This is a genomic window from Streptomyces sp. NPDC053513 (assembly GCF_044544765.1).
GTDB classification, from domain to species: Bacteria; Actinomycetota; Actinomycetes; order Streptomycetales; family Streptomycetaceae; genus Streptomyces; species Streptomyces litmocidini.
In genome coordinates, this window is the sequence record NZ_JBITXP010000042.1 from 12856 (window position 1) to 38168 (window position 25313).

Here is a 25313-nt window from a genome sequence, read left to right on the forward strand (position 1 = left end):
GGGCGGCGTGTGCAGGTCTGCTGCAGTCACGAAGGAACGTTCCGATGTCCTCTCCTGCCCCCGCGCCCGCGCCGGTTTACTCCTCGGACCAGGTGGGCCTGTGCGCGAAGTGTCACGCCCGGACACACCGGTATGGGGTGGGCGGGAACCCGCTGTGCGCGAGGTGCAAGGCCGAGGTCGAGGCCGCCCGAGCGCCCCGGAAGAAAGCCGACCAGTAGCTCAGGTGGCCCGGTGAAGTCCAAAGCGAGCAACCCGGCGTACGGAACTGCTGCGGGCTTCACCGTGCCGGGGCGCTTCGGTTTCGCCCGGTCAGCTCTTGAGCGGCGTGGGATCGGTCAGGCCGACGGCATCGTCGACGACTGCCCGGGGGACCTCGGCGGGCGGCTTGCCCTTCTCGATCCGGTCGACCACCGGGGCGATCGCGTCGTACATGCGCCGGGAGAGCTGCTCGACGGAGGAATCCGCGAAAAATCCGCCGTCGATGTCCTGCTCCAGCGTCTTGAGGTAGTCCACCAACTGCGCGCCGGTGAGAGTGATCTCGACCAGCCCGCGCTCCCCGGCCGGGCCGTCGACCTTGCGGGGCTTGGCGTCCTCGTGGGAGTCGGTCTGGGGCGACTCGTTGTACTTGGTGCGGTCCCACAGGTCCTGGGTGCAGGTGATCTTGAAGGAGGCGACGCCGGCGGCCTTGTTCAGCCGCTCCTCGTGCCCGGCGGGCGGCGTGCCGCAGCCGGCCGTGAGGGCCAGGGCGACGGTGAGGGCGGCGGCGGCCGCGGCACGGCGCAGGGCACTTCGGCGGGGATGTCGTGTGGTCACCGGCTGATCATCGGGACCGCGTTTCGCTCCTGGCAGCGGTTCGGGTGTGGGATCACCGGAAGGGGTGAGCGGGCCGGGCTGGGTTGCCCTTTGCCGGGTTCGGTGGCGGGTGGTCACAGCATCTGCTGGATCCAGTAGCCCAGCAGGCCGGCGGTGGTCAGGCCGGTGCCGTAGCTCAGGCCGTGGATGAAGTGGCGGAGCGCGGCGCGGGCCCGCCCGCGGCGTCGGCGGGGGCGGTGCGATGTGCCGGAGGTCGGGGCGGGGGTAGTCACGGCGGGGTGTCCTTCCTGGTGCGGGAATGACGAAGGGAGCCCTCCGGGCGGCGGGCCCGGGCGGGCTCCCTTCGGTGTGGCGGTGCGGGTCAGCTGCTGGTGAGTTCGCGCAGCCGTTTGGCGAGGTGGTGGTCGGGGCGGCACAGCAGACCGTCGTCGTCGTGGACGTCGGCCAGGCGCTCGAACTCCTTTTGCAGGCCGCCGACGGGGACGGGCCGGTGGGATCCGGTGCGGGCGGAGTAGCGGGCGAAGCGTTCCAGGGCCTCGAGCAGGGCGGTCTGCTCGTCATCGTCGAGGCCGGGGCCCTGACGGTCGGTGAGATTGACGTTGATCTGGCGCCACCAGTGCTCGGCCCGTGCGAGCTCTCCGTCGACCAGGTGCTGCAGGTGCAGGCAGTAGGCGGCCACGGCGTGCCCGGCGCCGGCGGCGGCCTGCCACCAAAACCGGGCGCTCTCGGGGTGCTGGGCGAGGTAGAGGGAGCAGGCGAAGACGAACAGCCCGACGATGTCGAGGTCGCCGTCGGCCCAGGTGGTGAAGGCGGGGTCGGGGGCGTCCATGATGTCGGTGAGTTTCTTCATGTGCGCGGCCGCGCCGGCCTGTGTGACGCCCCAGCTGGCGACCGCCTCCAGGCGGGAGCGGGCCTGGGTGCTCTCAGGGAGCTCGGTCACGGGCGGCGGCGGGAGGTAGCCGGCGTCCCGGGCCAGGCGGCGCAGGCCGTCGGCGGCGTTGAAGGGGCGGCGGGGCTCGCATATCGAGGCCCCGGCCAGACGTTCTTCCCAGGTGCTCACGACGTGCCCTCCTGTGTGCCCTGCAGGATCCGGTAGTACTTCGGGGACAGCCGCTGGCGGGCCTGGCGGCAGTGGTAGTCGACGGTGCTGGCCGTGACGCCCATGTACCAGCCGATGCGCTTGGCGCTGTGCCCGCCGATGTAGCGCAGGACCATCACGTCGAACTGGCGCGGCGGAAGGTTGCCCAGCGCCTCGTACAGGCCGCTGCCGCTGTCCAGCGCGGCCATCTGCTCGCGCAGGGAGAGCAGCTCCTCGGATATGACGGTGCGCCGCATGATGGCCCAGACCTCCTGCTGGAGGTCCTCGCTCTCGGCCTTCAGCTTGTCCCAGAGGTTCAGGATCTCCAGGAACCCGCGGTGGGCCGCACGTTCGGCCGCGTCGTTCGTCCCCAGGACCGACAGGGCCAAATCGTGGAACGCCACCTGGTTGAGCAGGTAGAGCGCCTCGAACTCCAGGGGCAGCGGGAGACAGCCTTCGTCCAGTGGAAGGGGGCCGTCGTCGCCGACTTCTTCGGACATTGATCCTCTTCGTTGAGGGGTGAGCGCCGATGCGGAGGTGCGCCGGCGTGACCAACTCAACCGTCCGAAACCCCCGAACACGCATGCGCGCTCCAGCAATTTTCACGTTAAGGAGTCGAGCGGCTTCCCACCGTGATGATCCGCGTAGCGTGCAACACGGGATGAACTGGGGAATTGCGCGACTGCGTGTGACATGGAACTGACAGTGAGTCGCGAGAGGGTGATCAGGGTCACATCCTCCGGGTGGGGAGTGATGAACAAGATCACGCCACCATAGGGTGAAACACGCCAAAGCGCGTGCGCCCCGGCGGCCCTGACGCTACGACGGAGAGCAGAGCGCACCCCACCTCCGTCGTCATCTGCGATGGTCGGCCGTACCCCGCCCCGGGCGGCCGCCGTTGAGAACGGCATGAACCACGACACCGAGCTGACGACTGGCGCCTACCCCGACGAGCCCCGCCTCGCTCTGCTCACCCACGCCGAAGCCCGCGAGGCGGTCGAGCTGCTCCAGCTCCTGGAACAGCTCGACCCGGCCGGGCGCGGCCAGACGGCCGGGCAGCTCGCCGCCGACCTTGCCCGCCGCCTGTCCGCCCCGTAGCCGGAGCCGTCCCGGCATGGCGGGGGGCCAAGGCGTCCACGGTTCAGCTGGACTTGAAGGTGAGGCAGTCGCGGGGTCGACCTGCTCCTCGATGCCGAGCCACACCCGTTCCACCAGCCCCATGCGGACCACAACGGCGCGCGCGGCCGCGGGGACACTGCCGGCCGGGACCCCGTTGTTCACCGTTCGGTCCGGCCTGCGAGGCCGACACGGCCTCCGATGAGCATCCTGAAGCTGCTGAGGGGTCGAAGGACCGTTTCCCCGGTGAACTTCGTCCCCACAGGGAGCACACTCCTTCAGACCCGGGCACGTCAGAGCCGCTGAAACCGCTATCTCTAGCGTCCATGATCAAGAACTTGGCACGCGCCGCCGCCCTTGTCCTGCTCCTCACTCCGCTTGATTGGCAGACCCTCACCTTGCTGAGCAACAGCCTCAGCAAGGCGGGGCCGCGACTTCCAGCAGCTGGCTCTTCCCTGGAGTCCGGCCGGGTACCCACCGCTCCGTCGGCCCTCTCGCACGCGCACTGGCCGCCCACGGCATCTCGGTGCGGCCCTCGCGCGCGACCGCGTTGATCCAGCTCGCGCAGGACATGCCGCCTGTCGTCCTCTCACCGTTCCTGGGCATGTATGTCCTCACCGCGCAGGCATGGCGCAGGCGGACAGGATCCGACTGGACCACCTACCTCCAGGCCCGCCGACGAGCCCCCGGCATCACACGCACGCCCCACGTGCAGTGATCGTTTCTCCGGTGATTCCCGCCACCCACCTGGGTGATAGGGCCTGCAGGTGCCTTCCGGGCCGGGTGCCGAGACGACTAGAACGCGGTCGTGATCACCAACTTGATGCGCCGCGGTCTGCCCGCGCTTCTCCTCGCCGCCCTGCCCCTGATTCCCGCCTCCCTGCCGGCGGCGGCCGACAGCACCGCCCTCCCGCAGGCCGCCACCTGCGTCCCGGCGTCTCGCCCTGACGCAGGTGTGCTGGAGCAGGTGCTGCCGCTGTTCGACGCCATCGACCGCCTGCCCATCGCCGCCGAGCACCGTGAGGGGTACGACCGGCGCCTGTACAAGCACTGGAATAAGGGCCTGATCGGCAGCGACGGGTGCAACACCCGCAAGGAGGTCATCCTCGCCGAAGCCGTCGAAGCGCCCCAGGTTGGGGACCGCTGCACGCTGACGGGCGGATCATGGCTCAGCAAGTACGACAACGTCGTGGTCACCGACGCCGCCCGCCTTGATGTGGATCACTTCGTTCCACTCGCCGAGGTCTACGACTCGAAGTAGGCGGAGTTGGGCTCGACGCATCATTCCGCCGAGTTCGTAGACGGCACGGTGCGGCCTGCGAACGGGGGGTGTCACTCGTCCAGGTGAGGGTGTGAGGGTTCTGGACCTGGGGCGGAGTATCCGACGCCACGATGTTGCATTCGGTGCAACCGTCGGAGGTGTGGGGTGGGTGTGGCAGATGTGCCGGGTGCGATCCAGCTGGTCCGCGCAGGTAACGTCCGGGCGCTGGACCCGGAGCCCGCCATGTTCGACGCCATGCTGCGCGGCTGGCAGGACCAGCAGCGGAGCCGTCTTCTGGCAACGAAGACGATCGTGGACCGGCTGAGCCTGGTACGTCGGTTTGCCGAGTTCACGGGCACGTATCCGTGGGACTGGACGCCGGAGGACGTCGAGGCGTACTTCGCGGCGCGGCTCTCCCGCGGTGAGCTCGCCTGGTCCACGGCGCGAGGACAACAGGGCTCTCTGGAGATGTTCTGCACGTTCATCACCGATGGGCGATATGGATGGTCAGCGGGCTGCTTGGAGGAGTTCGGCCGGTTCCCGGTCCAGGTGTGTCACGACTGGAACACTGCCCAGCACGTCGCCGTCTACGAGGGCCGCCCGGGCGGGCGAGCGTTCACCTACGACGAGCTCCAGACGCTTTTCGATGCGGCGGACGACCGGGTGGAGCAGATCCGCAAGCGGGGCCGCAAGGGGGTGCTGGCCGCTTGGCGGGACTCGGTTCTGGTCAAGCAGGTGTACGCATACGGGACCCGGCGCCGGGAGACTTCGATGCTCGACCTGCCGGACCTGCGGCACAACCCCCGCGCACCTCAGTACGGGCGGCTCGGCGCCCTCGAAGTCCGGTACGGGAAGGCGTCGCGAGGGAGTCCACCGAAGCGGAGGACCGTGCTGACCGTGCCCGAGCTCGACTGGATCGTCCCGGTCGTTCTGGAGTGGGCCGAGGAGGTGCGGGGCGGGTTCTCCCCCGGCCGTCACCCTGCCCTGTGGGTCTCGGAGCGCCGTGGTCGGCTGGGAGGCCGACGCCTCGACGAGATCTTCTCCAACATCCGCGAGCACGCAGGCCTGCCGGCGGAGCTGGATTTGCACTGTCTGCGGCACACCTACATCACGCACCTGATCGAGTCCGCGCTCCACCGGCGTCTGGAGCCTGCTGCTGGAGGGGTGTTGCCGCGGTGATGAAGCGGATGGGCTTCACGTGGAATCTGCGCCGTTTGATGGCGGAGCGGGACATGTACCAGACCACGGACTTGGTCCCGCTGCTGGCCGAGTACGGGGTTCACTTGTCGCGGGAGCAGGTGTTCCGGCTGGTTACCCAGCCTCCGCAACGGCTGTCGATGGACACCCTCGCTGCCCTCTGCGGCATCCTCGGAGTCACCCCTGCCGACCTGATCGAGGTATCCGAGACCTGCGTCCAGATCGCGAAGCCGACCGCGACCGGCGAGAGCGCGGGCACGGCGAAGGCTCCTCCTGTCCGCCGAGTTCGGGTCCTGCGCCCGGGCGATCGGTGAGCCGCCCGGTGTCTGCTCGGAGCTCATGGGAGGAACTCGCGGAGCGGATCGCCCGGTTCCTGCCTGATCTCGTGCCGGACGAGGCGGCCCGGATCGTGGCCGGGCTGCCCCCTTCAGCCCGGGGCCGGATCCGCACTCACCTCGCAGCGCACCCCGACGCTCTGGTCAGCGGGTCCTCCCTCGCCCCGCGGTCGGTGCAGGCCCTCATCGCTACCCTCACCGCCATGGGTGTGGACGGTGTCCGGACACCGGCCTGCCTGCGGTGCGGCCGTGTTCGGCCGCTGCGCCGGTCTGTGCCCGGCGGCAGAGTCTGTCTCGGCTGCGAGGGCGTCCTGGCCGCGCAGTCCGACGTCGGCCCTTGCACGGCCTGCGGTGAGACCCGCCCCCGCCCGAGCCACAAGACCTGTGGGCCCTGCCGCCGGGATCAGCTCTCAACCGGCCGAGCCTGCTCGAACTGCGGGAACCGCTCCTTCATGGATCCGTGCGCGAACTGCCGGCCCCGTCCACTGGCGTCGTGCGGCTTGTGCGGGGACCGGGCACCAGTGTGTGCCCGGTGGCCGCTCGGGCCGGTCTGCAAGCCGTGCTACCGCGAGGCCCGCCGCCATCCCGCCCCGTGTCCGGGATGCGGCCGGCGCCGTGTGCTGATCGCCCGCGCGGAGGGACGCCGAGCCTGCGGACCCTGCGCCGGGCACCCGGATCCGCATGCCTGCCCACGCTGCACCGAACCTCGCTCATACCAGGTCAAAGGGCTATGCGACCGATGCGCGGTCCACGACCGGCTCACCGTGCTGTTCTCCACCGTCCCCGACGGCGGACCATACGCGCACATGCGCGCGGCCCTGGCCGACAGTCCGGAACCCGGCACCGTCCTGACCTGGCTGCGCAACTCCCGCTCCGCCCGTCTACTTACCGACCTGGTGGCCACCGGCCTGCCTATCACCCACGCCGATCTCGACCTCACCGCGGTCGAAGGCCGGGCCGCCACCCAGACCACGGAGTACCTGCGTGGCCTCCTCACCGCATACCAGGTACTACCCGAGCGGGACGAGCTGTCTGCCCGGATCGAACGCCACCTCCAACGGGTTGCCGCCCGCCACCCCGAGCACGCCCTCCTGCTCCGCTCCTACGTGCGCTGGTCGCTGCTACCGCGCGCCCGCCGCCACGAGCGGCTGCGCGGCGGCGGGTTCCTTGGCCGGGCCCGCAGCGCCTACGCCCGCATCAACCGAGCCGCCGATTTTCTCAGCGCGATGACCGCGCGCGGGCTGCGTCTGCAGGAAGTGACCCAGCACGAGGTCGACACCTGGCTCGCGGTGAACCCTGGAACCCGCTTCGTCGTCCGCGACTTCGTCGTCTGGGCCACCCGCCGCGGTCACGCCCGACCTCTCGACGTCCCGCACTGGCCGAAGAAGGACCCGGTCGCGCTGGACGAGGACTCCCACTGGGAACTCCTCCACCAGTGCCTCACCGACACCGACCTGCCGCTCGAAGTCCGCGGAGCCGGATCGATCCTCCTCCTGTTCGGCCAGCACCTGACCCGGATCACCCTCTGAGCGCCGGCGCCGTGACCACCACCGGCGAGGACACCTTCCTGACCCTCGACCGCACCCCCATCCCCCTGCCCGCTCCCCTGGGCGCCCTGCTGTCCGACCTCGCGAACCGTCCGCCGCCCACCAACTGGGCGGCGAACACCTCCCGGGGCTGGCTGTTCCCCGGAGGCCGCCCCGGACAGCACCTCTCCGCCACCGTGCTCGGCCGCCGCCTGGCCGCCCACCACATCCCCAACCGGCCCGCCCGGGCCACCGCCCTCGTCACCCTCGCCCAGGATCTTCCCCCGGCGGTCCTCGGTCCGATGCTCGGCCTCCACCCCGTCACCGCCGCCCACTGGCGCCGGCGAGCCGCCACCGACTGGACCGCCTACCTCCAGGCACGCCAGCGTGAGCTCGCGGACAGACGACCACCGTCCGGGCCGTGATCGTTGCCGGGGTCGGTCACCCTGGTCTCGCAGTGGCGTGAGTACCTGATCCATATCCCTCGTGGGACTGAGCACGATTCACTCGGCCCGGCAACTCCTTCGATGTCGGCGTGATCCGGCTTCACGACGGCGTCTCGGAACTCAACGGCCAGACACGCCCATAGCCGGCCCACGGTGAGCCAACGTTCGAGCGCTGGCTGGCCAGTCACGCCCGCGTAGCCGTGGCCGCGCGTCCGACGATCTGGCAGGGGCTTCCACTGAAGCTCGGCGCCGGCTGAACCACCCATGTCCGCCATGCGGGCCCGCCCTTTCGGCCATCCGGCTACAGTGCGCGGTCGCCCGACGGGGCTTGGATCGCTTTCGGTTACCCATGCCCGTGCGGCTGTAGGTCCACAATCGAAGGGATCCGAGGATGAAGCGGAGTCGCAGAGACTTTCTGCGGGTCGGAGTGACCGGCATGCTACTCCTGGGCGGCATGTTCGGCCTGTCCGGGCCGTCCCAGGCCCAGGCAGAGGCGGCGATCTGTTTCGGCAGGCCAGCCACCATCGTGGTCAACGACCCCTTCGTGGTCACAGAAGGGACAAGCGGTGCGGACGTGATCGTCGGTACCTCCGGCCCGGACATCATCAAGGGCCTCGGCGGAAACGACCGGATCTGTGGCCTCGGTGGCGACGACACCATCCAGGGCGGCCTCGGCAACGACCAGCTCGACGGCGCGAGCGGCGACGACGCACTGGTCGGCGACGTCTTCGACGAGGAGGGCAACGCCGACGGCAGCGGCAACGACGTCCTTCTGGGCGGGGATGGATCCGACGGCCTCATCGGAGACAGCTTGTCCAGTTTCTTTGCCCACGGCTCGGGCGGAGGTAACGACCGCCTGGAGGGAGGCGCCGGTAACGACCGGCTCGTCGGCGACAGCGTCGGCGAATCCGCGTCCGGCGGCGGACGGGACTACCTCGACGGCGGTGAGGGAAACGACGACATGATCGGCGACTCCCAGGCCCTTGCCGGAAACGCTGAGGGCGCCGGCGACGACACCCTCCTGGGCGGCCTCGGTGTCAACGACCTCCTCATCGGCGACAGCGACGCCTACGCGAACGCGACCGGCGACGGCGGCGACGACACCCTCGACACCGGTGCGGACGGCGGTACCGCCGCCATCGGCGACCACAACATCCGAAATGAATTCGGCGGCTACGCCTCAGGATCTGGCAGGGACAAGATCATTGGTGGACCCTCTGACGAGCTGCTGGCCGGGGACAGCTCGGTAGTCGAATCCGGCCTGTCATCCGCCAGCAACGACGAGATCGACGGCAGGGGAGGCAACGACCGGATCTTCGGGGACAACGCCGACTACTTCCTCACCACCTCCGTAGGCACCGCCGGCGGCCGCGACAGGCTCTCAGGCGGCGACGGCGCCGACAGCCTCAGCGCCGGCCCCGGCAACGACGCGCTCGACGGCGGCCCCGGCGGCCCTGACTCCTGCGACGGCGAGTCGGGAACGGACACGGCGACAGCAACCTGCGAGGCCGTCCTGCACGTGCCCTAAGAAGACAACCTGCTGACACAGGCAGCCCAGACTCGTTTCTGCGGTGAAACCAGCCGACATCACCGCCCAGCGGAGTCGTACCTCCATCAGGGGAATACAACACGCTTCGAATGGCGCTCCCCGCCAGCTGAGCAGACGCCGTGGAGTGCGGCGCGGCGTGAGGCGTACGCGAACGACCAGGACAGCCCCGACACCCTGATCGCCGTCACCGCGGCCTCCAACCGCTCGAAGGCGGACAAGGACCCGGCGGAGTGGCTGCCCTCGGACACCTCCTACCACTGCGCCTACGCCGCGACCTGGGTCGGCACCAAGCTGCGCTGGGACCTCGCTGCTGACGAGGATGAGCGCCAGGCGCTGCTCGGACTCGCAGAGGATTGCCCCATGACCCTCGTCCGTTACGAGCCTGCCGAGTAAGAACTGCTATCGGAATGACTTCAGGCGTCGCCAGCAGATGAGTGAGCAAGCGAGGCTGAGGAACGCTTCGTGAATGTCGTCGCGTACTTCCCAGCGGATCCGCAGCCGGCGGAACCAGTGCAGGTGGGCGAAGGTCCGCTCGACGGCCCAGCGGTCGGTGCCGAGGCCTGATCCGTGGGGGACTCCGCGTCGGGCGATGACGGGTTTAACGCCCAGGGTTCAGGCGAGTCGCCGGTACTTGTCGTGGTCGTAGCCGCGGTCATCCAGCACGGTGTCGGGCCGGCGGCGGGGACGGCCGCGCTTGCCCCGGACCGGCGGGACGGCCTGCAGGAGGGGAATGAACTGCGTGACGTCGTTGCGGTTGCCGCCGGTCAGGGTGGCGGCAAGCGGAATGCCCGTGGCGTCGGTGATCAGGTGGTGCTTGCTGCCGTTTCTGCCCCGGTCAACAGGGCTTCGTCCTGTCTTGGAGCCCCTTTTAACGCGCGTATGTGAGGGCCGTCGACCACGGCGCGGGAGAAGTCCAGAGCGTCCGCTCCGCGGAGACGCGCGAGGAGGGTCTCGTGCAGCCGCGGCCAGACGCCGGCTTCGGTCCACTCCGCCAGGCGGCGCCAGCAGGTCATGCCCGATCCGAAGCCCAGTTCCTGCGGGAGGTGTTCCCAGGCGATCCCGGTATGCAGGACGAACAGGATGCCCTGGAACACCAGCCGGTCCGGATGCCGCTTCCGCCCCGGATGACGAGCCCGACGTTCCACCCTCGGCAGGAGCGGCTCGATCACCGCCTCAAGCTCATCATCGACTTCCCACGGCTTCCGCCGAGTCACCCGGCACCCCCCGATCAACACTCGGAGGGCCACCCAACCAGCCCGAAGATCATTTCGTTAGGGGTTGTAAGGGCATCGAGTCCAGCGAACGACTCGGGCGTCGCCGGTGGGTGATCGAGCGGGCCATGTCCTGGCTGACCGGCTACCGCCGGCTCAACCACCGCTACGAACGCCACCCCCGCAACTGCCTGGCCTTTCTCGGCCTTGCCGCAGCCGTCTGCTGCTACAAACGACTCCTCAAACTGACCACGTAGGACACGGTCTAAATGTCTTCGACAGCCATCTCTGTTTAGCCGTCAATAACCTTAGTTAATTTGGCTATGCGGTCCGATTGACTGCCCTTGAGACGTCGTGACGGCGGGCTTGAGGCCGGAGAGCTCGAGTACGAGCCGGGCAGCCTCACGCGGGTCGGAGCTCAGAATCTTGTCAAGCTCGTCCCGGAAGCCGGGAAGAAGCCCAGCGAGTATGTCGAGGGCTTTCTCCTGCCTGCCGTCTGTGGCGAAGACGTCGAGAGCGTAGGCACGCCAGTCCGGCTGCTCCAGCAGGACATTGCGAATAGCCCTGGTCAGGACGGTCAGCCACATGGAGCGCTTGACGACGAAGTTGACTTGGAGGCACTCTCCGCGAGATTCAGTCTCATGCCACCAACCTCGCGGTACGAAGACCAGGCCGCCCGCTGTCACCTCGATCTCCTCGGCGTCCTTGGGCATGGAGGAGGGGAACGGCAGGCGGTCCGCGAGCCTCCGACTGATGCTGTCGGGCTCCTCGAAGCCTTCAGGGAAACACTGCCCGACCTGGTTTCGTATGTGGTGGTTGGGAGCGAGTCGCCAGCGCTTGTTTCCTCGCACAAGCAGTGCGAAGTTGACGTCGTAGTCGCTGTGCATGGTGGCGCCGCTGTTGCCCTTGGAACAGAAGATCTCGGTGTGCATGGATCCCTGGGGCAGGCCCAGGTCGGCGGTGATCTGATCGGTGTAGGCGGCGAGCTGCGGAATGTAGTCGCTGCGGATGAAGCAGGTGCGGCCAGCTTCGTAGTGGCTGATCGCCGTCTTGCCGCTCGGGACCGTTTGCACGTTGCCGTTCCCGAAGAAGACGCGGACAGATCCTGCGGACGTCAGCACATTGTGCGCGTGGGCAAGCTCCGGGATGTCTTCGAAGACTGCGGCTTGTGTCGGTGAGCTGTTCCTCCACCAGGCCTGCTCGGGCCATGGGCCTGCGAGAAATTCGGTGGTTGCGAGCGGTGTTACGAGATCAGCCAGATTGAACATATTTATGTCGTCCGTTCTTGAGGGCAGGGCGGTCAGAACCAGGTGATGCCCCAGGGGGCGCGACTTGAGCCGAGGGCGGTAGCAAGTGCGTCGAGTGCTCCTGCGGTGTGCTCTGTGACGCGGCCGGCTTGGGACAGGGCGTGCAGTCGTCCGGCGCCGAGGTAGCACGCCGCTACATCGGCGGTGTCAAGTGTGATGTCCGGGCTCCCAGAGGTTCGGCTGAAGCCCTGTGGACCAAAAGCCCAGGTTCCCTCGTTCCAGGGACAGAGTTCATCGGTGATGGCGATCTTGAGATCAAGGCCGGGGCTGGACTGCCAGGCTCGTTTGCTGAAGGCTGCCTCGATGTCCACCACGCGCAGCCACAAGCCGTCTCGAGTAGTGAGCTGGGCTTGTCGGATGTCGGCCAGCATCCACGGCAGTGCGTCGTCAGTCGGGCGACGCTTCGCGATCACTGTGGATGTGAGGTCGAAGTCGAGTGCGAAGCGCCAGAGGCTCGCTTCCGCATAGGCAGTGTTTGCGACGAGCTCTACGACGTGCAGCCGGTGGGACGGGCCCTTATCGGTCCATCCTTCCGCTTCGGTCTGGTATCCGAGGTATCCATCGATCCCGTTGGGGCCCTCATGAACAACCCATTGGGTGGCTGGGTCTGAGGTGAGATGGCGCCACCAGCCCTCGTGTCGGCTGACCATTCCTGGGCGCTGTTGGCGCAACTGCTCGTAGACCGGTGCCAGTGTTCGTGCTACGAGGTCGTCCTGCGCCATGCTGTCGATGTAGGTCACGGGGCCATGCTCTACACCCGCCAGGAACGGAGCACGCGGGGTGATGGTGGCGTCGATACTTGTGGTGGCCAGCCCGAATCCGTAGCGGCTGTAGACAGAGGCTTGAGAGGCCCAGAGCACAGCGACGGGCTCACCGCGCTGACGGAACTCGTCGAACTGATGGCGGACCATTGCAGACAACACTCCGCGGCGCCGATGGGTGGGCAGAGTGCTGACCCAGCGGATGCCTCCGCAGGAAGTCTGGGAGCCTCCGGGAAGCGTGAGGTCGAATCCTGCCGCAGCGGCTGTTCCGACGACCTGCTCTCCATCGAAGGCAAGGTGCATGCGGTCGAGTTCCATCGTCGGTCCGGGTTTGACCGACCGCCGCAATGGATGACCGAAGGCAAGCGCGCGTGCCTGGTCAAAGGCGACTAGCTCGTCCGGGCCCGTAAGGGGCCTGATGGTGAAACCCATGCGTAAGCCAGCCTTCCTACACCAGAGTGGTGGCGCGGTCAGCTGCCAGGCCCGTCAGAGCGAAGGAGCGCAGGAGCTGGTTGCCGCACTCTTCCTCGACGTAGGCGCGGATCTCGTCCGCCAGCTGGCGTGCGGTGTCCTGCTCGAGGCCGCGGAAGCCGCCGTATGAGGAAAGGGCGGCGACGATGCCCTCTCCGGTGTAGCGGCGATCATGCCGGTCGACGAGGACTGTGGCAGGCCCGAACCAGTGACCTATAGGAAGTTCGGTCACATGCTCGGGTGTGCCGAACTCGAGGTACTCCAAAGCTTGGGCGATGGATTCGCTGTTGCCCTTCAGCCGCGAGCGCAGTTCGTCCAACCGGCGGGTGCCGAACGGAGGAGTGAGCTGCGGGGCCAGGCGCCGGTAGATGGCTCGGATGCGTTCGGCTTGCTCCTCCCAGGTATCGCTGCCGATGACATCGCTGTAAGAAACGAAGACCAGCCGGCCCGACGGCTTCAGCAGCGCGGCGGCCTTTTCGTAGGAGACCCGGGGGTCGGCCCAGTGAAACGCGGAGGCCGAGAAAACGCAGTCATGGCGGTCGGTGCCGCTCCAGTCTTCGAAGGTTGACTGGTGTACTGCGACATGGGGATCGGAGACGTGCCGCTGGCTGGCTTCTTCGCACAGCTTGCGTCCCGGTTCCATGGAGGTGACCTGGGCGAAGAACTGTGGCAGAAGTTGAGTCGCCTGTCCGGTCCCTGCTCCCACCTCTAGGACCGTGCGATGTGTGTCTGTGCGGTCAAGCAGAGGCTGCAGCAGGGTCTGGACGAACTCGGCCGGGTAGGTGGGGCGGCCCGCCGTGTAGTACTCGGCAAGAGTGTCGAACGACGCACCGAGCCGCTGCCGCCGGACCGGGGCGTGTACGGGGACCGGCGGTGCCTGTCGGATCTGGCTCATGTGCTGATGTCCTTGTCCATGTCGTCGAGGCGGGGCAGCAGCAGATTTCCTGTGTGACGGGCCTCTTCTCGCAGTGGCCAGCCAGTGAGGACGAGCGCTGATATGCCCGTCTCGGCTTTCATGCTCTTGATGTCGTCGGCGATGTCGTCGGGAGAGCCGACGAAGTACACGGCGGCGGCTCCGTCCCCGAAGACGTCGAGGGGGGCCCATGCGGCGAATCCCGCGTAGTGCGCGCCGTGCAGATGGAGTTCGGTGAGTGTGGGAAGCCGTCCGGCGCTGAGTGCGTCCACCCACGACTGGCGTTTTGCGTCCGGGGCGACGAAGGTTTTGAGGGACTCGCGGCCTTGTGTTCTGCGTGTGATTGCCTTCTGCAGTTGCTCGGCCAGGATCTGCGGGCCGAGGTCTTCGAACATGCCGTAGAAGTGCGCCTGTGCCTCCTCACGGCGCCGGCGCACAGTCACACCGGCCATGACTCCTGTCTCGGCGAAGGTCCTGCCGTGCTCGGCGGCCGCCTGGTGGGCGCGGGCAAGGCTGTCCCGGGTGCGCTGGGAGTCCTTGAGCATGGTCAGGTACCCGTTGAGGACGGCTCCGGCGTGTGCGCTGCCGGCCGGGGAGTCGCCCGCACCCCAGAGGGGCACGCCTTCTTCAGAGCGGGGATCGTGAGGGTCCAGATCCTGTCCGAAGAAGTCGTCCGCCTGGTAGTGCTGGCGGAAGTCTGCCCAGTACTGCTCGGCTGCCGTATAGCGCTCGTCGTGGGACAGGTTCAGACCGTAGGTACGCAGGATGTCGTCGCGACCGTTGACGAGGTTGAACAGCAGTCGGCCGCCAGTGAGCGCGTTGTATGCGCGGGCCTGTTCTGCAAGGAGTTTGGCGGGGACGAGATTGGCGTACACCGCAGTCAGGACGCGCAGCCGAGTGGTGGCGGCGGCCACGAACGTGGAAGTCACCAGGGCGTCGCTGGACCATGTGGCGACGAGGGCACCGTAGAAGCCGGCATTCTCGACCTCGCGTGCGAGGGCCTCGATGCGCGTGCGGTCCAGAGAGGCCATGCCCTGGGGGTTCCATGGCATGGGCCCGTCGGCACGGGAGATGTACCAGAGCGTCTTCACTCCTGCTCCTCCTTGGCACCGTCCCAGCTGTTCCAGTCTTCGTGGACTGAGAAAAACCTGGAGGGGGTGGGGCGGATGATCTGATCCCACATGCCTTCGATCAGACGCACTTCGTCCGGTACGGGGCGCCACCATGCCTCGTTGTGGAACCTGCGGGCGAAGAGTTCGTCCGTGCGGTCCCCCTGGCCGAGGATGAACTCACGGCGCACCGGTTCATCCGTGCGCTGCCATCTGAAGTCGGCCGATCGCCTGAGTCCGTCGGTCTTGTTGGGCAGTGCGGCATGTGCGGTCAGGCAGTGGAAGATCACGACATCGCCGAGTCGGTAGTCAGTTGTTGCCCAGCCCGGTTCGTCGTCGCTGAGTACCCGCAAAGGGCGCGGTGGGCCGATCTGGCTACCGGGCAACACAGCGAGTCCGCCCAGTTCGCGGGGGATGTCCATCAAGGGCATCCATGTCGTGAGCATGTCGTTGACGCCCCAGTACGAGAAGTCCTGGTGCACGTACCGGCCCGATTCCGTGATCCACGCGGCGGGGGGCGTGGCGCGCAGGACCTTTGAGGGAAGGCTGAAGACGTCGTGTTCCAGAAGGTTCTGGATCAGACCGTGCAGCTGGTCGAGGTAGGGAATCCGGTTGAACGCCGGTGCTTGTGCTGCTGCACGGTATGCCGGGTCGCGCTCCTGGTACGGCGTTGATGCTGGCTCATGCTGCGCGTTGCCCTTCTCGTCGATCCAGCCGCCGTCCGTGAGAATCCTTTCCACGGCGTCGGCAGCTTCTCGGATTTCCACGGCGGGCAGGGCGGACCGCAACAGGAGGTAGCCGTCCCGGGCCATACGCTCTCGCAGCTGGCGGGGGTTTTTGAGCAAGGGAGTTGAGTCGAGCAGCTCTTCCATGTTTCGCCTCACTGTCTACTGGGTGGCCATTGCGGGCTGGGATCCGGAGCGTTCGCGCAGCAGGCTCCATCGGCCGAGCAGGCCGGCGATGATCGCTGCGGCGGCTCCGGCAGCCAGAGACCAGCGCGCTCCCAGAGCGGCGGCCACGTAGCCGATGGCGGGGCCGCCGATGAGCGTGCTCCCCTGGAAGCAGATGTGCCACAAGGACATGATTCGTCCCCGGAACTGCGGGGGTGCGTTCTCGAGGACTGCCGCGTTGGCCAGGGCCATGAACCTCACCGACGCTGCGCCGACGAGTACGAACGAGGCGACTGCTGCGATCGGGACCGGCATCCATGCCGTGATGAGCAGGAAAGCGCCGAGAACCATGGCCGCATTGGTCAGTGCTGTTCGGCCGTGATCTTTCTGGCCCGCGAGTCGGAGCCCCCATACTGTGGCTCCGACCCCTGCCGCGGCGAAGAAGAGGCCGTAGAGCGTGGGGCCGGCTTCGAAGCTCTCCCGGGCGAGCAGTGGCAGCGTGACGGGGAACTCGTAAGTGAAGGTGCCCACCAGCGCCATCATCAGCAGGGCGTCGCGGATGATCGGTGTGCGGGCCACTTGGCGCAGCACCACGCCGATTCGCGCCGTGGAATCGTCTTGCGGCGATGTTTGCGGGTCGGTTTGCGCGATTCGCCCCTGCGGGCGCAGGGCGAGCAGGGCGCCGGCGACCACGGCGAATGAGATTCCGTTGAGGATGAAGCACCATGCAGCGCCGGCCCAGGCGACGATCAGGCCGCCGAGGGCGGGGCCGAGAAGCGAGCTGCCGTTCAGTGAGACGGCGTTCATGGCGATGGCATTGCTGATGTTGGGCGCGTCTACGATCTCGGGGAGCAAGGACTGTCGCGCAGGACTGTCGACTGCCAGCAGGGCGCCGAAAAGGAAGGACAGGATGAGGGTGGTGAGGTAGTCCAGTCTTTCGGTGAGCTGGAGCACGGCGAGCAGGACCACGATGGCTGCGAGTCCGCTCTGCGTGGCGACGGTGAGTCGTCGTACGTCGTAGCGGTCGACGACAGAGCCGGCGAACGGGCCCAGCAGCAGGACGGGAAGTGTCTCGACTGCGAGCACGAGGCCAAGCTTCGATGCTGAGCCGGTCATGTCTAGCACGACCCACGACAGCCCGGTGATCTGCATCCAGGTGCCGATGTTGGAGCCGAACTGGGCGAGGAAGAAGATGCGGAAGTCACGGCTGCGGCGCAGCGACGCAAACATGGCCGCAAACCGTTCTTTGGTGGTCGAGGTGTCCTGCCTCATCGGTTTCATCGCCTTCATCCGATTGGCCACGGCTGGCGCTTTGCCTGGGCCGGGTTGAGGGCGCCAGGGACCAGGACCCGCCACACCTCGGTTGCTGAGACCCGGGAGTGCTTGAGGGGGAAGTGCACCGCGATCGGCTCGCTGCCCAGAGCCGACCGGACGCCCGCCGCAAGCGCGGACAGGTCCTCAGGGATGTGCGTGGGAGCGGTGGCCCGGGTCGCTTGCTTGGCGCGCAGTTCCTCTCGCAGGGCGGTGCTGTGGTTCGACGCCCACAGGATCCCGTCCATCTGCGGCGGTGGGGTGTCCATGCGCAGTGTGTGCCTGACCGTGGTTAGCATCATCACCCCTTCCAGTACGGCTCTGTAAATGGCGTCGTAATCGGTGTATTTGCAGGCGGTTCCCACCGCTGCCGCGCCGGTGGACTGGCAGCGGACAAGGGCGACAGCAGTGGGGGGCAGCCCTGGCCGCTGGACGATCCATGCTTCTGCGGCGGCTTTCTGTCCGCGCAGAAGGCAGTGCAGTGCCTCGGGGATGGAGGACGTGCTGTCAAAAAGGGAGACTTCATGGCGATCGAACAAGCGAACGACGCTGTCGCGTTCGATGACCTCCATCAGGCCATGAGCCACAATGTGGTGCTTGACCGGCGCAGGCCCTGCGCAGTAGCCGCTGCCGTCCGGATCCTCCCCTGCTGCTGCCATACCGGGCTGGAGGAGGCCGGTGTACGTCTGCCCGGTGCTTATCCCCCGCCCGGTCAGCTCTGGTGAACCGGCGAGTTCCCATTCAAGGTGTGCCCAGCGCTCCAGTAGCTCCGAACGGCACCTTCGCCGGCTGAGCTCTTCGCCGAATCCGAGGCTCGATCCCCGCAGGGAGATTTTGCGCCGGTTGATCGTGACGCTTACTTCTGCATCGGCGAAGTAGATCCCTTGCTTTTTGCAGAAGGCGAAGACTGAGGTGGCGGCGGCCACGTGGGCGTCGTCGAGGCTCATACCTTGAGCAGCGGCAGATCGCCGTTGGCCTGGTCGTAGTCCCAGTTGAGGCGGTTGTAGAGCTTCGGGTTGGGCAGGCCGGCGAAGGCTACGAGCTCTCGTGCGGTTTCGATCCAGCCGTCCAGTTCCTGGCGGCCCTCCGGCGAGTACACGCCGTGCTCGTCGATGATCGCGAGGCCCTGAAGGAGGCCGAGGAGGTGGCGGTGGAAACGGATTTCTGCCTCTTCGTGCCACTGGGTGTCAGAAGAGCGCAGCACCGCGGCCATCAGCCGAGTCAGACGCAGAAAGACGAAGGTGGCGTGATACGTGCCGTACAGGGGCCGCGGGTCGGTCCGGATAGGTGAGCTCAGGCCCGTTTCGTCACGGTTGAGCAGCAGCGGATGAACTTCCTGCTTGGCGTGCAGCAGCTGGTGCGTCGACTCGTGTGTCAGGTGGTCGGCGAAGCAGAGAGGACTCCACGTGGGTTCCAGGCACAGGAACGAAGCGCCGAAGAGAACGATGTCGGAGCCGCCCACGAAATGCTCGCCTCGCAGGGGGGCGACGTACTCGGTGAGGGTGCGGATCTCCGCAGCCTGTTCCGGGAGCACCTGTTCGATGAGACGCAGCCCGGCGTCGTAGTTGCGTATGAGCGTCTGTGTGTCGTCGTCCGTGCCCGCGGCCACGGTCAGACCCGGATCGAGCTGTGCGATGTCCTTGGTCTGGTCGCTGTACTTGGCGATTTCCGTACGGACGACATCGGTTTCGGCACGCAGGCGGACTGTGCCGGGCTCGCTGGTAATCCACGAGGCGGCGGCAGCCTCGAGGATGGTGTGCTTCTCGTCAGCGAGGTGCTGCGGGTCGAGTACATCTGTGTCCGCAGGCAGCAGCCATGCGGAGTCGACCGGCGTGAAAGGCAGACGCACCGAACCGTGTCGGGCCGACCGCGATATGGGGAGGGGAGTCTGCACGCGGCCGTGGGCGGCGTCTTCCACCAGCACATTGCCGAGGCCCAGCACTGCTCGGGTCGCTGCATCGCGATCCTTCGCGGCGAACGCGTCGAGTGCCGCGAAGTAGGCCGCGTAGAACTCGCTGCGGCGAGGGGCCTCAGCGGTGCTCTCCAGGGCCTGGTGCAGCAGCGCGATCTTCTCCGGCGCCAAGATCTGCACCGATTGGGCAGCGTCGAGGACCTTCTGCCAGTCTGCGGTGATGGCTTCACCGAGGGAGCGGCGCAGCGCGGCTGCTTCTGCTCCATTGGGATCTGCGAGCAAGATGCTCTCCTTGTCGTCTGTCAGGCCCCCTTCGGCGAAGCAGTCCGGTTGCACGGCTGTGGTGCCCAGGGGGCGCCGATAAGCCCGGTGAACCGATGGCGCGACGGGAGTCATGGGTTGCATCACGCGCGGCGGATAAAAACCGGCGGAGGTATCCAGCTTTTCGGCTTCAGTTTTATGACCTGCGCTGAAAGTGGATGAGTGAAGGCCTGTGCACGGCCGAGAAGCTCAAGCTTCTCGGCCGTGCACCAGGTGCGGCGGGTTTAGCGCTCGCCGTCGAACGAGGTGAAGGCGTCGTCGTCGAGCTCGGTGCTCACGCGGCCCTTCATCTGCATCATCGCGGAGCCGACAGCGCCACGGCCAACCTGGATGTCCAGCTCGTCGATCTCGGGCATGATTCCTCCTGAAGGTTTATCTGATTCGAAAGGATTGAGCGCCTTAGCGCCCCTTCCGAGAATTATTCTGGCACGGCTGAAGGACGCATGAAATGCTTCTGGGGTGGCACAAGTTGACGTTGGCACAGTTATGTCACTCCTGCAGCCGAGTCAATTGGGAACGCATAGCAAAGGGGCCAGGAACCGTGTCGGTTCCTGGCCCCTTTACGGGTGTCTGTGCGTCTGGCTGGTCAGATACCGGCGCCGAAGCGCCCGCGGTAGGACTCCAGGTCTTCCTCGGTGATCTTCGCGAAGAGCACTGGAGGCACCGTGAACGCGGTGCCGGCCGGGACGGCGTCCAGGGACTTGGCCTGCTCTGCGGTCACCCAGGTCGCGGTGTCGTTCTCCAGGGCGAAGGCCCCGCGCATGGCGGCCGACGAGGAGGGGATGAACGGCTCGGAGACGACCGCGTACAGGTGAATCAGGTTCATCGCGGTACGCAGGGTCAGCGCGGCGCCGTCGGCGTCGGTCTTGATCTCCAGCCAGGGGGCTTTCTCCTCCAGGTAGGAGTTGCCCGCGGACCACAGCGCCCGCAGAGCGGCGGCGGCCTTGCGGAACTGCAGGGCCTCCATCTGCTCCTCGTACTCGCCAAGCAGTCGTGCGATCTCCTCGCCCAGCTTGGCCTCCGCCTCGCCAGCGGCATGCCCGGCCGGGACCTCGTCGCCGAACCGCTTGCGGGAGAACGACAGCACGCGGTTGACGAAGTTGCCGAGGGTGTCCGCCAGGTCCTTGTTCACCGTGGCGGTGAAGTGCTCCCACGTGAAGGAGGAGTCGTCCGACTCGGGGGCATTGGCGATCAGGAAGTAGCGCCAGTAGTCGCCGGGCAGGATCTCCAGGGCCGCATCGGTGAAGACGCCGCGCTTCTGCGAGGTGGAGAACTTGCCGCCGTAGAACGTCAGCCAGTTGAAGCCCTTGACGACGTCGACCTTCTTCCAGGGCTCGCGCACGCCGAGCTCGGTGGCCGGGAACATCACCGTGTGGAAGGGGACGTTGTCCTTGGCCATGAACTGCGTGTACCGGACGGTGTCGTCGGCCTCGTACCACCACGACTTCCAGTCGCGGGTCTCACCGTCGGAGGCGGCGTCCGCCCATTCCTTCGTCGCGCCGATGTACTCGATCGGGGCGTCGAACCAGACGTAGAAGACCTTGCCTTCGGCCGCGAGCTCCGGCCAGGTGTCGGCCGGGACCGGCACGCCCCAGTCGAGGTCGCGGGTGATGGCGCGGTCGTTCAGGCCCTCGGTCAGCCACTTGCGGGCGATGGACGTGGACAGGTGCGGCCACTGGTCGCTGACGGTGGCGATCCACTCCTCGACCTCGTGCTGGAGCTTCGACTGCAGCAGGAAGAGGTGCTTGGTCTCGCGGACCTCCAGGTCCGTGGAGCCGCTGATCGCCGAGCGCGGGTTGATCAGGTCGGTCGGGTCGAGGACGCGGGTGCAGTTCTCGCACTGGTCGCCGCGGGCCTTGTCGTAGCCGCAGTGCGGGCAGGTGCCCTCGACGTACCGGTCCGGCAGGAAGCGGCCGTCGACCGGCGAGTACACCTGGCGGATCGCCCGCTCCTCGATGAAGCCGTTCTCGTGCAGCTTCCGCGCGAAGTGCTGGGTGATCTCAACGTTCTGCTGCGAAGAGCTGCGCCCGAAGTAGTCGAAGGCCAGCTCGAAGCCGTCGTACACGGCCTTCTGCGCATCGTGGGCCTGCGCGCAGAACTCGGCGACCGTCAGCCCGGCCTCCTTGGCAGCCAGCTCGGCCGGCGTGCCGTGCTCGTCGGTGGCGCAGATGTAGAGGACGTCGTGACCGCGCTGGCGGAGGTACCGGGAGTACACGTCCGCCGGAAGCATCGACCCGACCATGTTGCCCAGGTGCTTGATCCCGTTGATGTAGGGAAGCGCGCTGGTTACCAGGTGTCGAGCCATCCTTGGATGCTCCATTTCGTGTGTACGGCGCCGGCGGCGAGGCCGAAGCGGTCTTGAAAGTGCCAAAGCACGATCGGCCGCCCGAGGACAGGCGGCCAAGCGAGTCCACGAAGACGGCCGATCGTTGTTCATCCTACGTGACCGGGGTGTGGTGATCGGCTCGCTTGCAGCAGGGGCCGATCACTGTCGTGCGGTTGCCTCTACTGCCAGCCGACATCGTCGTTGAGGGCCAGAGACGTGGCTGCGTGCGCGGTAACCGAGTCGGCCGCGAGGCTGTCGGTCGGCGCAGGAGCACCGTGACCGACTCCAAGGAGCACGCTGACTCCCAGGACCGCTGCAGCAAGAAATCGAAGACCGAAACGCACGACAAGTACTCCCATCTGGGCAGATCCGTGTTGACGGATCCATTTTTTCCTTGCCGGCGCGCCACATCCAGAGGTCTTTGGTGGCACAAACAGACCGTGGCACAACCTTGCCTGCGGGATGCTCGGTCGGAGTCACTCCATCGGAAGTGGACTGCACTGCGAGAGTGCCCATGTGGACAGCATGGGCTCATTGCGTATGGCTCGCTGGAAGAGAGCCCGGCCGTACTGCTGCGCCTGATGCGAATCAGGACCACTGAGAAAGAGCACTACTACCGCTCCCCCACGCGATGGGTGGATCCGGGCATGTTCCAGCCGCTTCTGCCCCGTATCAGCCTGCTGCAGTGCTTTTACCAGCAGTTCCGGGTCTCTGAGTGATTGCCTCGCGGCGCATGTGGCCACGACATGAAGCATGTACATAGGGAGCCTTAGGGGTAAATCCTATTTTTTAGGACAACTTGGACTTGCGAAGTTCGGATCACCCGTCAAGAATCGATGCCCTATGCACATTGATTGAAGTCCTGTGGGGGGATCTACGTTGAAAAGCGGCAAGCTGGATAAATCAATCGAACCGGTATATCTGCTCCTGCTGCGCCGGCCAGGGATCACTGTCAGCGAGATCTCAGCGGCCTTGGCAATCTCAGAAGCCAGGGTCAAAGAGTGCCTCGATGTACTTGCCGATCTGGCCCTCATACGACGGTCATGGCAAGAGCCTGACGCCCTCATGCCCATGAATCCCGAGAAGGTGTTCGAAGCCTTCCTGGCCCAACGGCAGGCGGACCTGGTCAAGCAACAGCAGGAGATGGAAGAGCTTCGCGCACTGGGAGCGCGCCTGGTCAATGAGTACGCAGCCGAGTACTCATACGGCCAAGGAGGGCCGTTCGAGCGACTGACCAGCCTCGAAGCAGTCCGGGCGCGTATGGACGAACTCGTCGCGGCAACCGCCGAGGAGACCCTGGCCTTCGCCCCCGGCGGCCCGCAAACCCCGGAGAACCGGGCAGCCAGCCGGCCCTTGGCACAGTCCCTCCTTGCGCGCTCAGTAGCCATGAAGACCATCTATCTGGACAGCGTCAGGAACGACCCGGCGAGCATGGAACACGCCCACTGGCTTACCGAAAACGGCGGCGAGACCCGCACCACGCCCGTGCTTCCGCTCAGGATCCAGATCTTCGACCGACGCGCGGCTCTCATTCCCATCAACCCCGAGGACAGCTCACAAGGCGCAATCCTCGTAGAAGAACCCGGCATCGTAGCCGCTCTGTGCGCGTTCTTCGACCTCGTCTGGGAGATGGCTGTGCCGATCGCCGAGCCGAAGCGAAGCCGAGGCGTGGACAGCGTCTCTCCCCAGGAGAGAGAACTTCTTCGGCTCCTTGCCCAGGGACTCACCGACGAAGCGGCGGCTCGCAAAATGGGCATTTCCCTCCGAACTGAACGCCGCATAATTACCGAAGTGTCCGCACGTCTAGGGGCGAATAGTCGATTCCAACTAGGCCAGCGAGCCTCGGAAAGTGGTCTGCTCTCGCTGGACACAAGCTCTATGGCCAGTCTGACATGACATAGAGGTCATGCTGCACTGGACACTGTGGCAAGAATGTGGCAGAGGCGTAAATGTGTCAGGCGTTGAAGCTGGCAACCCTGGAAACTGATGGACGACGAGGTCTCTTACGAGCTGGTGCGTGATTGCGGGTGAGGCGTGCTTGCCTGATCGGGGTCGTGGTCACGCGTCGGCAGTGCGGTCGGAGACGAGGCCGGCGATGGCCCGGTAGGTGTCGGGCAGAGCTTCGCGCCGGTGGGTCCACCGGGTCAGCTGCTTCCAGTGCTTGTGGTCGGCAAGTGCGTGCTCGACGGTGATGCGTTTCGATGAGTGGTTGTGTCGGGCTTCTTCTCGGGCGGCGTGCACGTGCGGAAGGGCTATCTTGTTTGGCTTTCTGGGTGGTGTGATCGCCTGCCCGGGGTGGTCGCGCCGGAGGCCCAGATATCCGTCGTCCAAGAGCACTTCCACGTCCGGAAAGTGCTGGAAACAGACACCGATGCCTTCGTTGCGTGTGGCGGTCGCGTCATGCATCCGCCCAGGCCGCAGAGCATCGCTCCAAAGCGTGCGGCCCTGGCGATCAGCGATGACGGTGGCCTTCATCGTGTTCTGCTTCTTCTTGCCCGAGACGAACGCGCGGCGTCCGCCGCGGCCGGCCAAGGGTCGGCGGACCTGGACCTCGGTGGCGTCCAGCCGCAGTTCGATGCCCTCGGCCTGGGCATAGGCGAACACATCCGCCAGGGTCCGCAGCCGCAGGCCAGGCCGGTCAAAGACCGCGCATCCCCGCTCGGCCAGAAGCGCCCGTATCTCACCGATGGCCCGGGTGACCGTGGAACGGTCGACACCGAACAGCAGAGCAAGAACCGAGTGCGGCAGATCGTGCCGCAGATGGATCAGCGTGGCGACCAGCCGGTCGACGAACACCAGCCGATGCCGGGCGCCTGCCCCTGCCTCGCGTTTTCTGTCCCCGCCGCGTGCCTCATGACGGCGTCCCTCCACAGCGGCCTGCCATGGGTCGGCCAACTCCGCGACCAGACAGCCCAGATGCCGCTGGGAGATGCCCGTGAACAACCGATGCGCGAGAACCGTCCGACTGACCATGATCGCCACAGTCGGATCATGCCACCCACCAGCACGGACGCCTCACCCGCTATCACGCACCAGCTCGTTAGGACGGCTTTGCGGACCGTTTGGGATCTCTCCGACAGCTACCTGTCTCCGACAACTTCGTTCAGCACAGAGCACAAGTCCTGCCCAGGTACCGTCCTGAGCATGGGGCAGGTTGCGACAGGCGACGTGTGCAAGCAGCGCGGTCAGCCACCAGGCTTGCGAGCAGCACCACACCGATCCGAGGAGATGGGCCGGACGGCAACGGACGTGAAGCGGGTCCAGCTCTCGTACGCCTCGTCGACGAAGTATCGCTGTCAGACCTCGCCGCTACCCTCCGCGAGTGGATTGGATCTTCGACGAGCCCTATTTCTGTTGTGCCCTATGAGCTCGTAACACGATCTTGTTGAACGGTCCTGGTAGGCCGTGACCGGTGTGACGATTCGGCCGTTCGGGATGGTGTGACTACCCGGCCGTGGAT

23 protein-coding genes and 3 pseudogenes are annotated in these 25313 nt (G+C 66.6%); 10 read left to right on the forward strand and 16 right to left on the reverse strand.

Features of this window, described 5'->3' with window-relative positions; genetic code table 11:
- Positions 1 to 309: 309 nt before the first annotated feature.
- The 4 genes from ACIGW4_RS36910 to ACIGW4_RS36925 all read right to left on the reverse strand — a co-directional run bounded on the left by ACIGW4_RS36910 (position 310) and on the right by ACIGW4_RS36925 (position 2391).
- A complete protein-coding gene (locus ACIGW4_RS36910) occupies positions 310 to 813 on the reverse strand; it encodes a hypothetical protein (RefSeq protein ID WP_399585965.1) in 504 nt (167 codons plus the stop codon).
- Positions 814 to 926: 113 nt separating this feature from the next.
- On the reverse strand, positions 927 to 1085 hold the full coding sequence (locus ACIGW4_RS36915; protein ID WP_399585968.1) for a hypothetical protein: 159 nt from the start codon (positions 1083 to 1085) through the stop codon (positions 927 to 929).
- A gap of 89 nt (positions 1086 to 1174) precedes the next feature.
- Positions 1175 to 1873 carry a hypothetical protein gene (locus ACIGW4_RS36920; protein WP_399585971.1) on the reverse strand — a complete coding sequence of 233 codons (699 nt, stop codon included), beginning with the start codon at positions 1871 to 1873 and terminating at the stop codon, positions 1175 to 1177.
- Entirely contained in the window at positions 1870 to 2391 is a 522-nt protein-coding gene (locus ACIGW4_RS36925) for a sigma-70 family RNA polymerase sigma factor (protein ID WP_399585973.1), read from the reverse strand. The genes ACIGW4_RS36920 and ACIGW4_RS36925 overlap by 4 nt, the downstream gene beginning before the upstream one ends.
- 409 nt (positions 2392 to 2800) lie before the next feature.
- Here ACIGW4_RS36925 and ACIGW4_RS36930 point away from each other — a divergent pair, with 409 nt between their 5' ends.
- The 8 genes and pseudogenes from ACIGW4_RS36930 to ACIGW4_RS36965 form a co-directional block, all read left to right on the forward strand.
- Positions 2801 to 2989, forward strand: coding sequence for a hypothetical protein (locus ACIGW4_RS36930; RefSeq protein WP_399585975.1), 189 nt, complete (start codon positions 2801 to 2803; stop codon positions 2987 to 2989).
- 826 nt (positions 2990 to 3815) lie between these two features.
- Entirely contained in the window at positions 3816 to 4268 is a 453-nt protein-coding gene (locus ACIGW4_RS36935) for a hypothetical protein (protein WP_399585978.1), read from the forward strand.
- A 171-nt stretch (positions 4269 to 4439) separates the two neighbouring features.
- The gene (locus ACIGW4_RS36940; RefSeq protein WP_399585979.1) at positions 4440 to 5447 is read left to right on the forward strand and encodes a site-specific integrase; all 1008 of its coding nucleotides are present in this window, start codon (positions 4440 to 4442) and stop codon (positions 5445 to 5447) included.
- Positions 5444 to 5779, forward strand: coding sequence for a helix-turn-helix transcriptional regulator (locus ACIGW4_RS36945; protein WP_123459441.1), 336 nt, complete (start codon positions 5444 to 5446; stop codon positions 5777 to 5779). The genes ACIGW4_RS36940 and ACIGW4_RS36945 overlap by 4 nt, the downstream gene beginning before the upstream one ends.
- 785 nt (positions 5780 to 6564) lie before the next feature.
- Positions 6565 to 7329 (forward strand): hypothetical protein, encoded by a 765-nt coding sequence (locus ACIGW4_RS36950; protein ID WP_399585981.1) that lies wholly within the window; start codon positions 6565 to 6567, stop codon positions 7327 to 7329.
- Positions 7330 to 7340: 11 nt separating this feature from the next.
- A complete protein-coding gene (locus tag ACIGW4_RS36955; protein WP_399585984.1) occupies positions 7341 to 7751 on the forward strand; it encodes a hypothetical protein in 411 nt (136 codons plus the stop codon).
- 457 nt (positions 7752 to 8208) lie between these two features.
- Complete coding sequence (locus ACIGW4_RS36960; RefSeq protein ID WP_399585985.1) at positions 8209 to 9300, forward strand: calcium-binding protein; 1092 nt, start codon at positions 8209 to 8211, stop codon at positions 9298 to 9300.
- Between the two features lie 141 nt (positions 9301 to 9441).
- Positions 9442 to 9714: pseudogene (locus ACIGW4_RS36965) on the forward strand (HNH endonuclease); the annotation flags it as partial.
- Between the two features lie 6 nt (positions 9715 to 9720).
- Here the strand turns inward: ACIGW4_RS36965 and ACIGW4_RS36970 are convergent.
- Positions 9721 to 10535: pseudogene (locus ACIGW4_RS36970) on the reverse strand (IS5 family transposase).
- A 68-nt stretch (positions 10536 to 10603) separates the two neighbouring features.
- Here ACIGW4_RS36970 and ACIGW4_RS36975 point away from each other — a divergent pair.
- Positions 10604 to 10789 (forward strand): annotated as a pseudogene (locus ACIGW4_RS36975) (transposase); the annotation flags it as partial.
- A gap of 51 nt (positions 10790 to 10840) precedes the next feature.
- Here ACIGW4_RS36975 and ACIGW4_RS36980 read toward each other — a convergent pair.
- The 10 genes from ACIGW4_RS36980 to metG all read right to left on the reverse strand — a co-directional run bounded on the left by ACIGW4_RS36980 (position 10841) and on the right by metG (position 21832).
- Positions 10841 to 11800: a cupin-like domain-containing protein gene (locus tag ACIGW4_RS36980; protein WP_399585989.1), complete on the reverse strand. Its 960-nt coding sequence runs from the start codon at positions 11798 to 11800 to the stop codon at positions 10841 to 10843.
- 32 nt (positions 11801 to 11832) lie between these two features.
- Entirely contained in the window at positions 11833 to 13032 is a 1200-nt protein-coding gene (locus ACIGW4_RS36985; protein ID WP_399585991.1) for a GNAT family N-acetyltransferase, read from the reverse strand.
- A 16-nt stretch (positions 13033 to 13048) separates the two neighbouring features.
- On the reverse strand, positions 13049 to 13966 hold the full coding sequence (locus ACIGW4_RS36990) for a class I SAM-dependent methyltransferase (protein ID WP_399585993.1): 918 nt from the start codon (positions 13964 to 13966) through the stop codon (positions 13049 to 13051).
- Positions 13963 to 15075: an LLM class flavin-dependent oxidoreductase gene (locus ACIGW4_RS36995; protein ID WP_399585994.1), complete on the reverse strand. Its 1113-nt coding sequence runs from the start codon at positions 15073 to 15075 to the stop codon at positions 13963 to 13965. Before ACIGW4_RS36995 ends, ACIGW4_RS36990 begins: the two co-directional genes overlap by 4 nt.
- The gene (locus ACIGW4_RS37000) at positions 15072 to 15965 is read right to left on the reverse strand and encodes a phytanoyl-CoA dioxygenase family protein (protein WP_399585997.1); all 894 of its coding nucleotides are present in this window, start codon (positions 15963 to 15965) and stop codon (positions 15072 to 15074) included. Before ACIGW4_RS37000 ends, ACIGW4_RS36995 begins: the two co-directional genes overlap by 4 nt.
- A gap of 15 nt (positions 15966 to 15980) precedes the next feature.
- On the reverse strand, positions 15981 to 17273 hold the full coding sequence (locus tag ACIGW4_RS37005; protein WP_399586009.1) for an MFS transporter: 1293 nt from the start codon (positions 17271 to 17273) through the stop codon (positions 15981 to 15983).
- Entirely contained in the window at positions 17270 to 18241 is a 972-nt protein-coding gene (locus ACIGW4_RS37010) for a YcaO-like family protein (protein ID WP_399585999.1), read from the reverse strand. Before ACIGW4_RS37010 ends, ACIGW4_RS37005 begins: the two co-directional genes overlap by 4 nt.
- The gene (locus ACIGW4_RS37015) at positions 18238 to 19488 is read right to left on the reverse strand and encodes an aKG-HExxH-type peptide beta-hydroxylase (protein WP_399586002.1); all 1251 of its coding nucleotides are present in this window, start codon (positions 19486 to 19488) and stop codon (positions 18238 to 18240) included. The genes ACIGW4_RS37010 and ACIGW4_RS37015 overlap by 4 nt, the downstream gene beginning before the upstream one ends.
- 263 nt (positions 19489 to 19751) lie before the next feature.
- Positions 19752 to 19883: a hypothetical protein gene (locus ACIGW4_RS37020; RefSeq protein WP_386569160.1), complete on the reverse strand. Its 132-nt coding sequence runs from the start codon at positions 19881 to 19883 to the stop codon at positions 19752 to 19754.
- A gap of 230 nt (positions 19884 to 20113) precedes the next feature.
- Entirely contained in the window at positions 20114 to 21832 is a 1719-nt protein-coding gene (gene metG / locus ACIGW4_RS37025; protein WP_399586004.1) for a methionine--tRNA ligase, read from the reverse strand.
- A 900-nt stretch (positions 21833 to 22732) separates the two neighbouring features.
- Between metG and ACIGW4_RS37030 the strand changes: the two genes are divergently transcribed.
- Positions 22733 to 23749: a LuxR C-terminal-related transcriptional regulator gene (locus ACIGW4_RS37030; RefSeq protein ID WP_399586006.1), complete on the forward strand. Its 1017-nt coding sequence runs from the start codon at positions 22733 to 22735 to the stop codon at positions 23747 to 23749.
- A gap of 162 nt (positions 23750 to 23911) precedes the next feature.
- Here ACIGW4_RS37030 and ACIGW4_RS37035 read toward each other — a convergent pair whose 3' ends face one another.
- Positions 23912 to 24826, reverse strand: a complete 915-nt coding sequence (locus ACIGW4_RS37035; RefSeq protein WP_399586012.1) for a transposase family protein — start codon at positions 24824 to 24826, stop codon at positions 23912 to 23914.
- Positions 24827 to 25313: the final 487 nt, after the last annotated feature.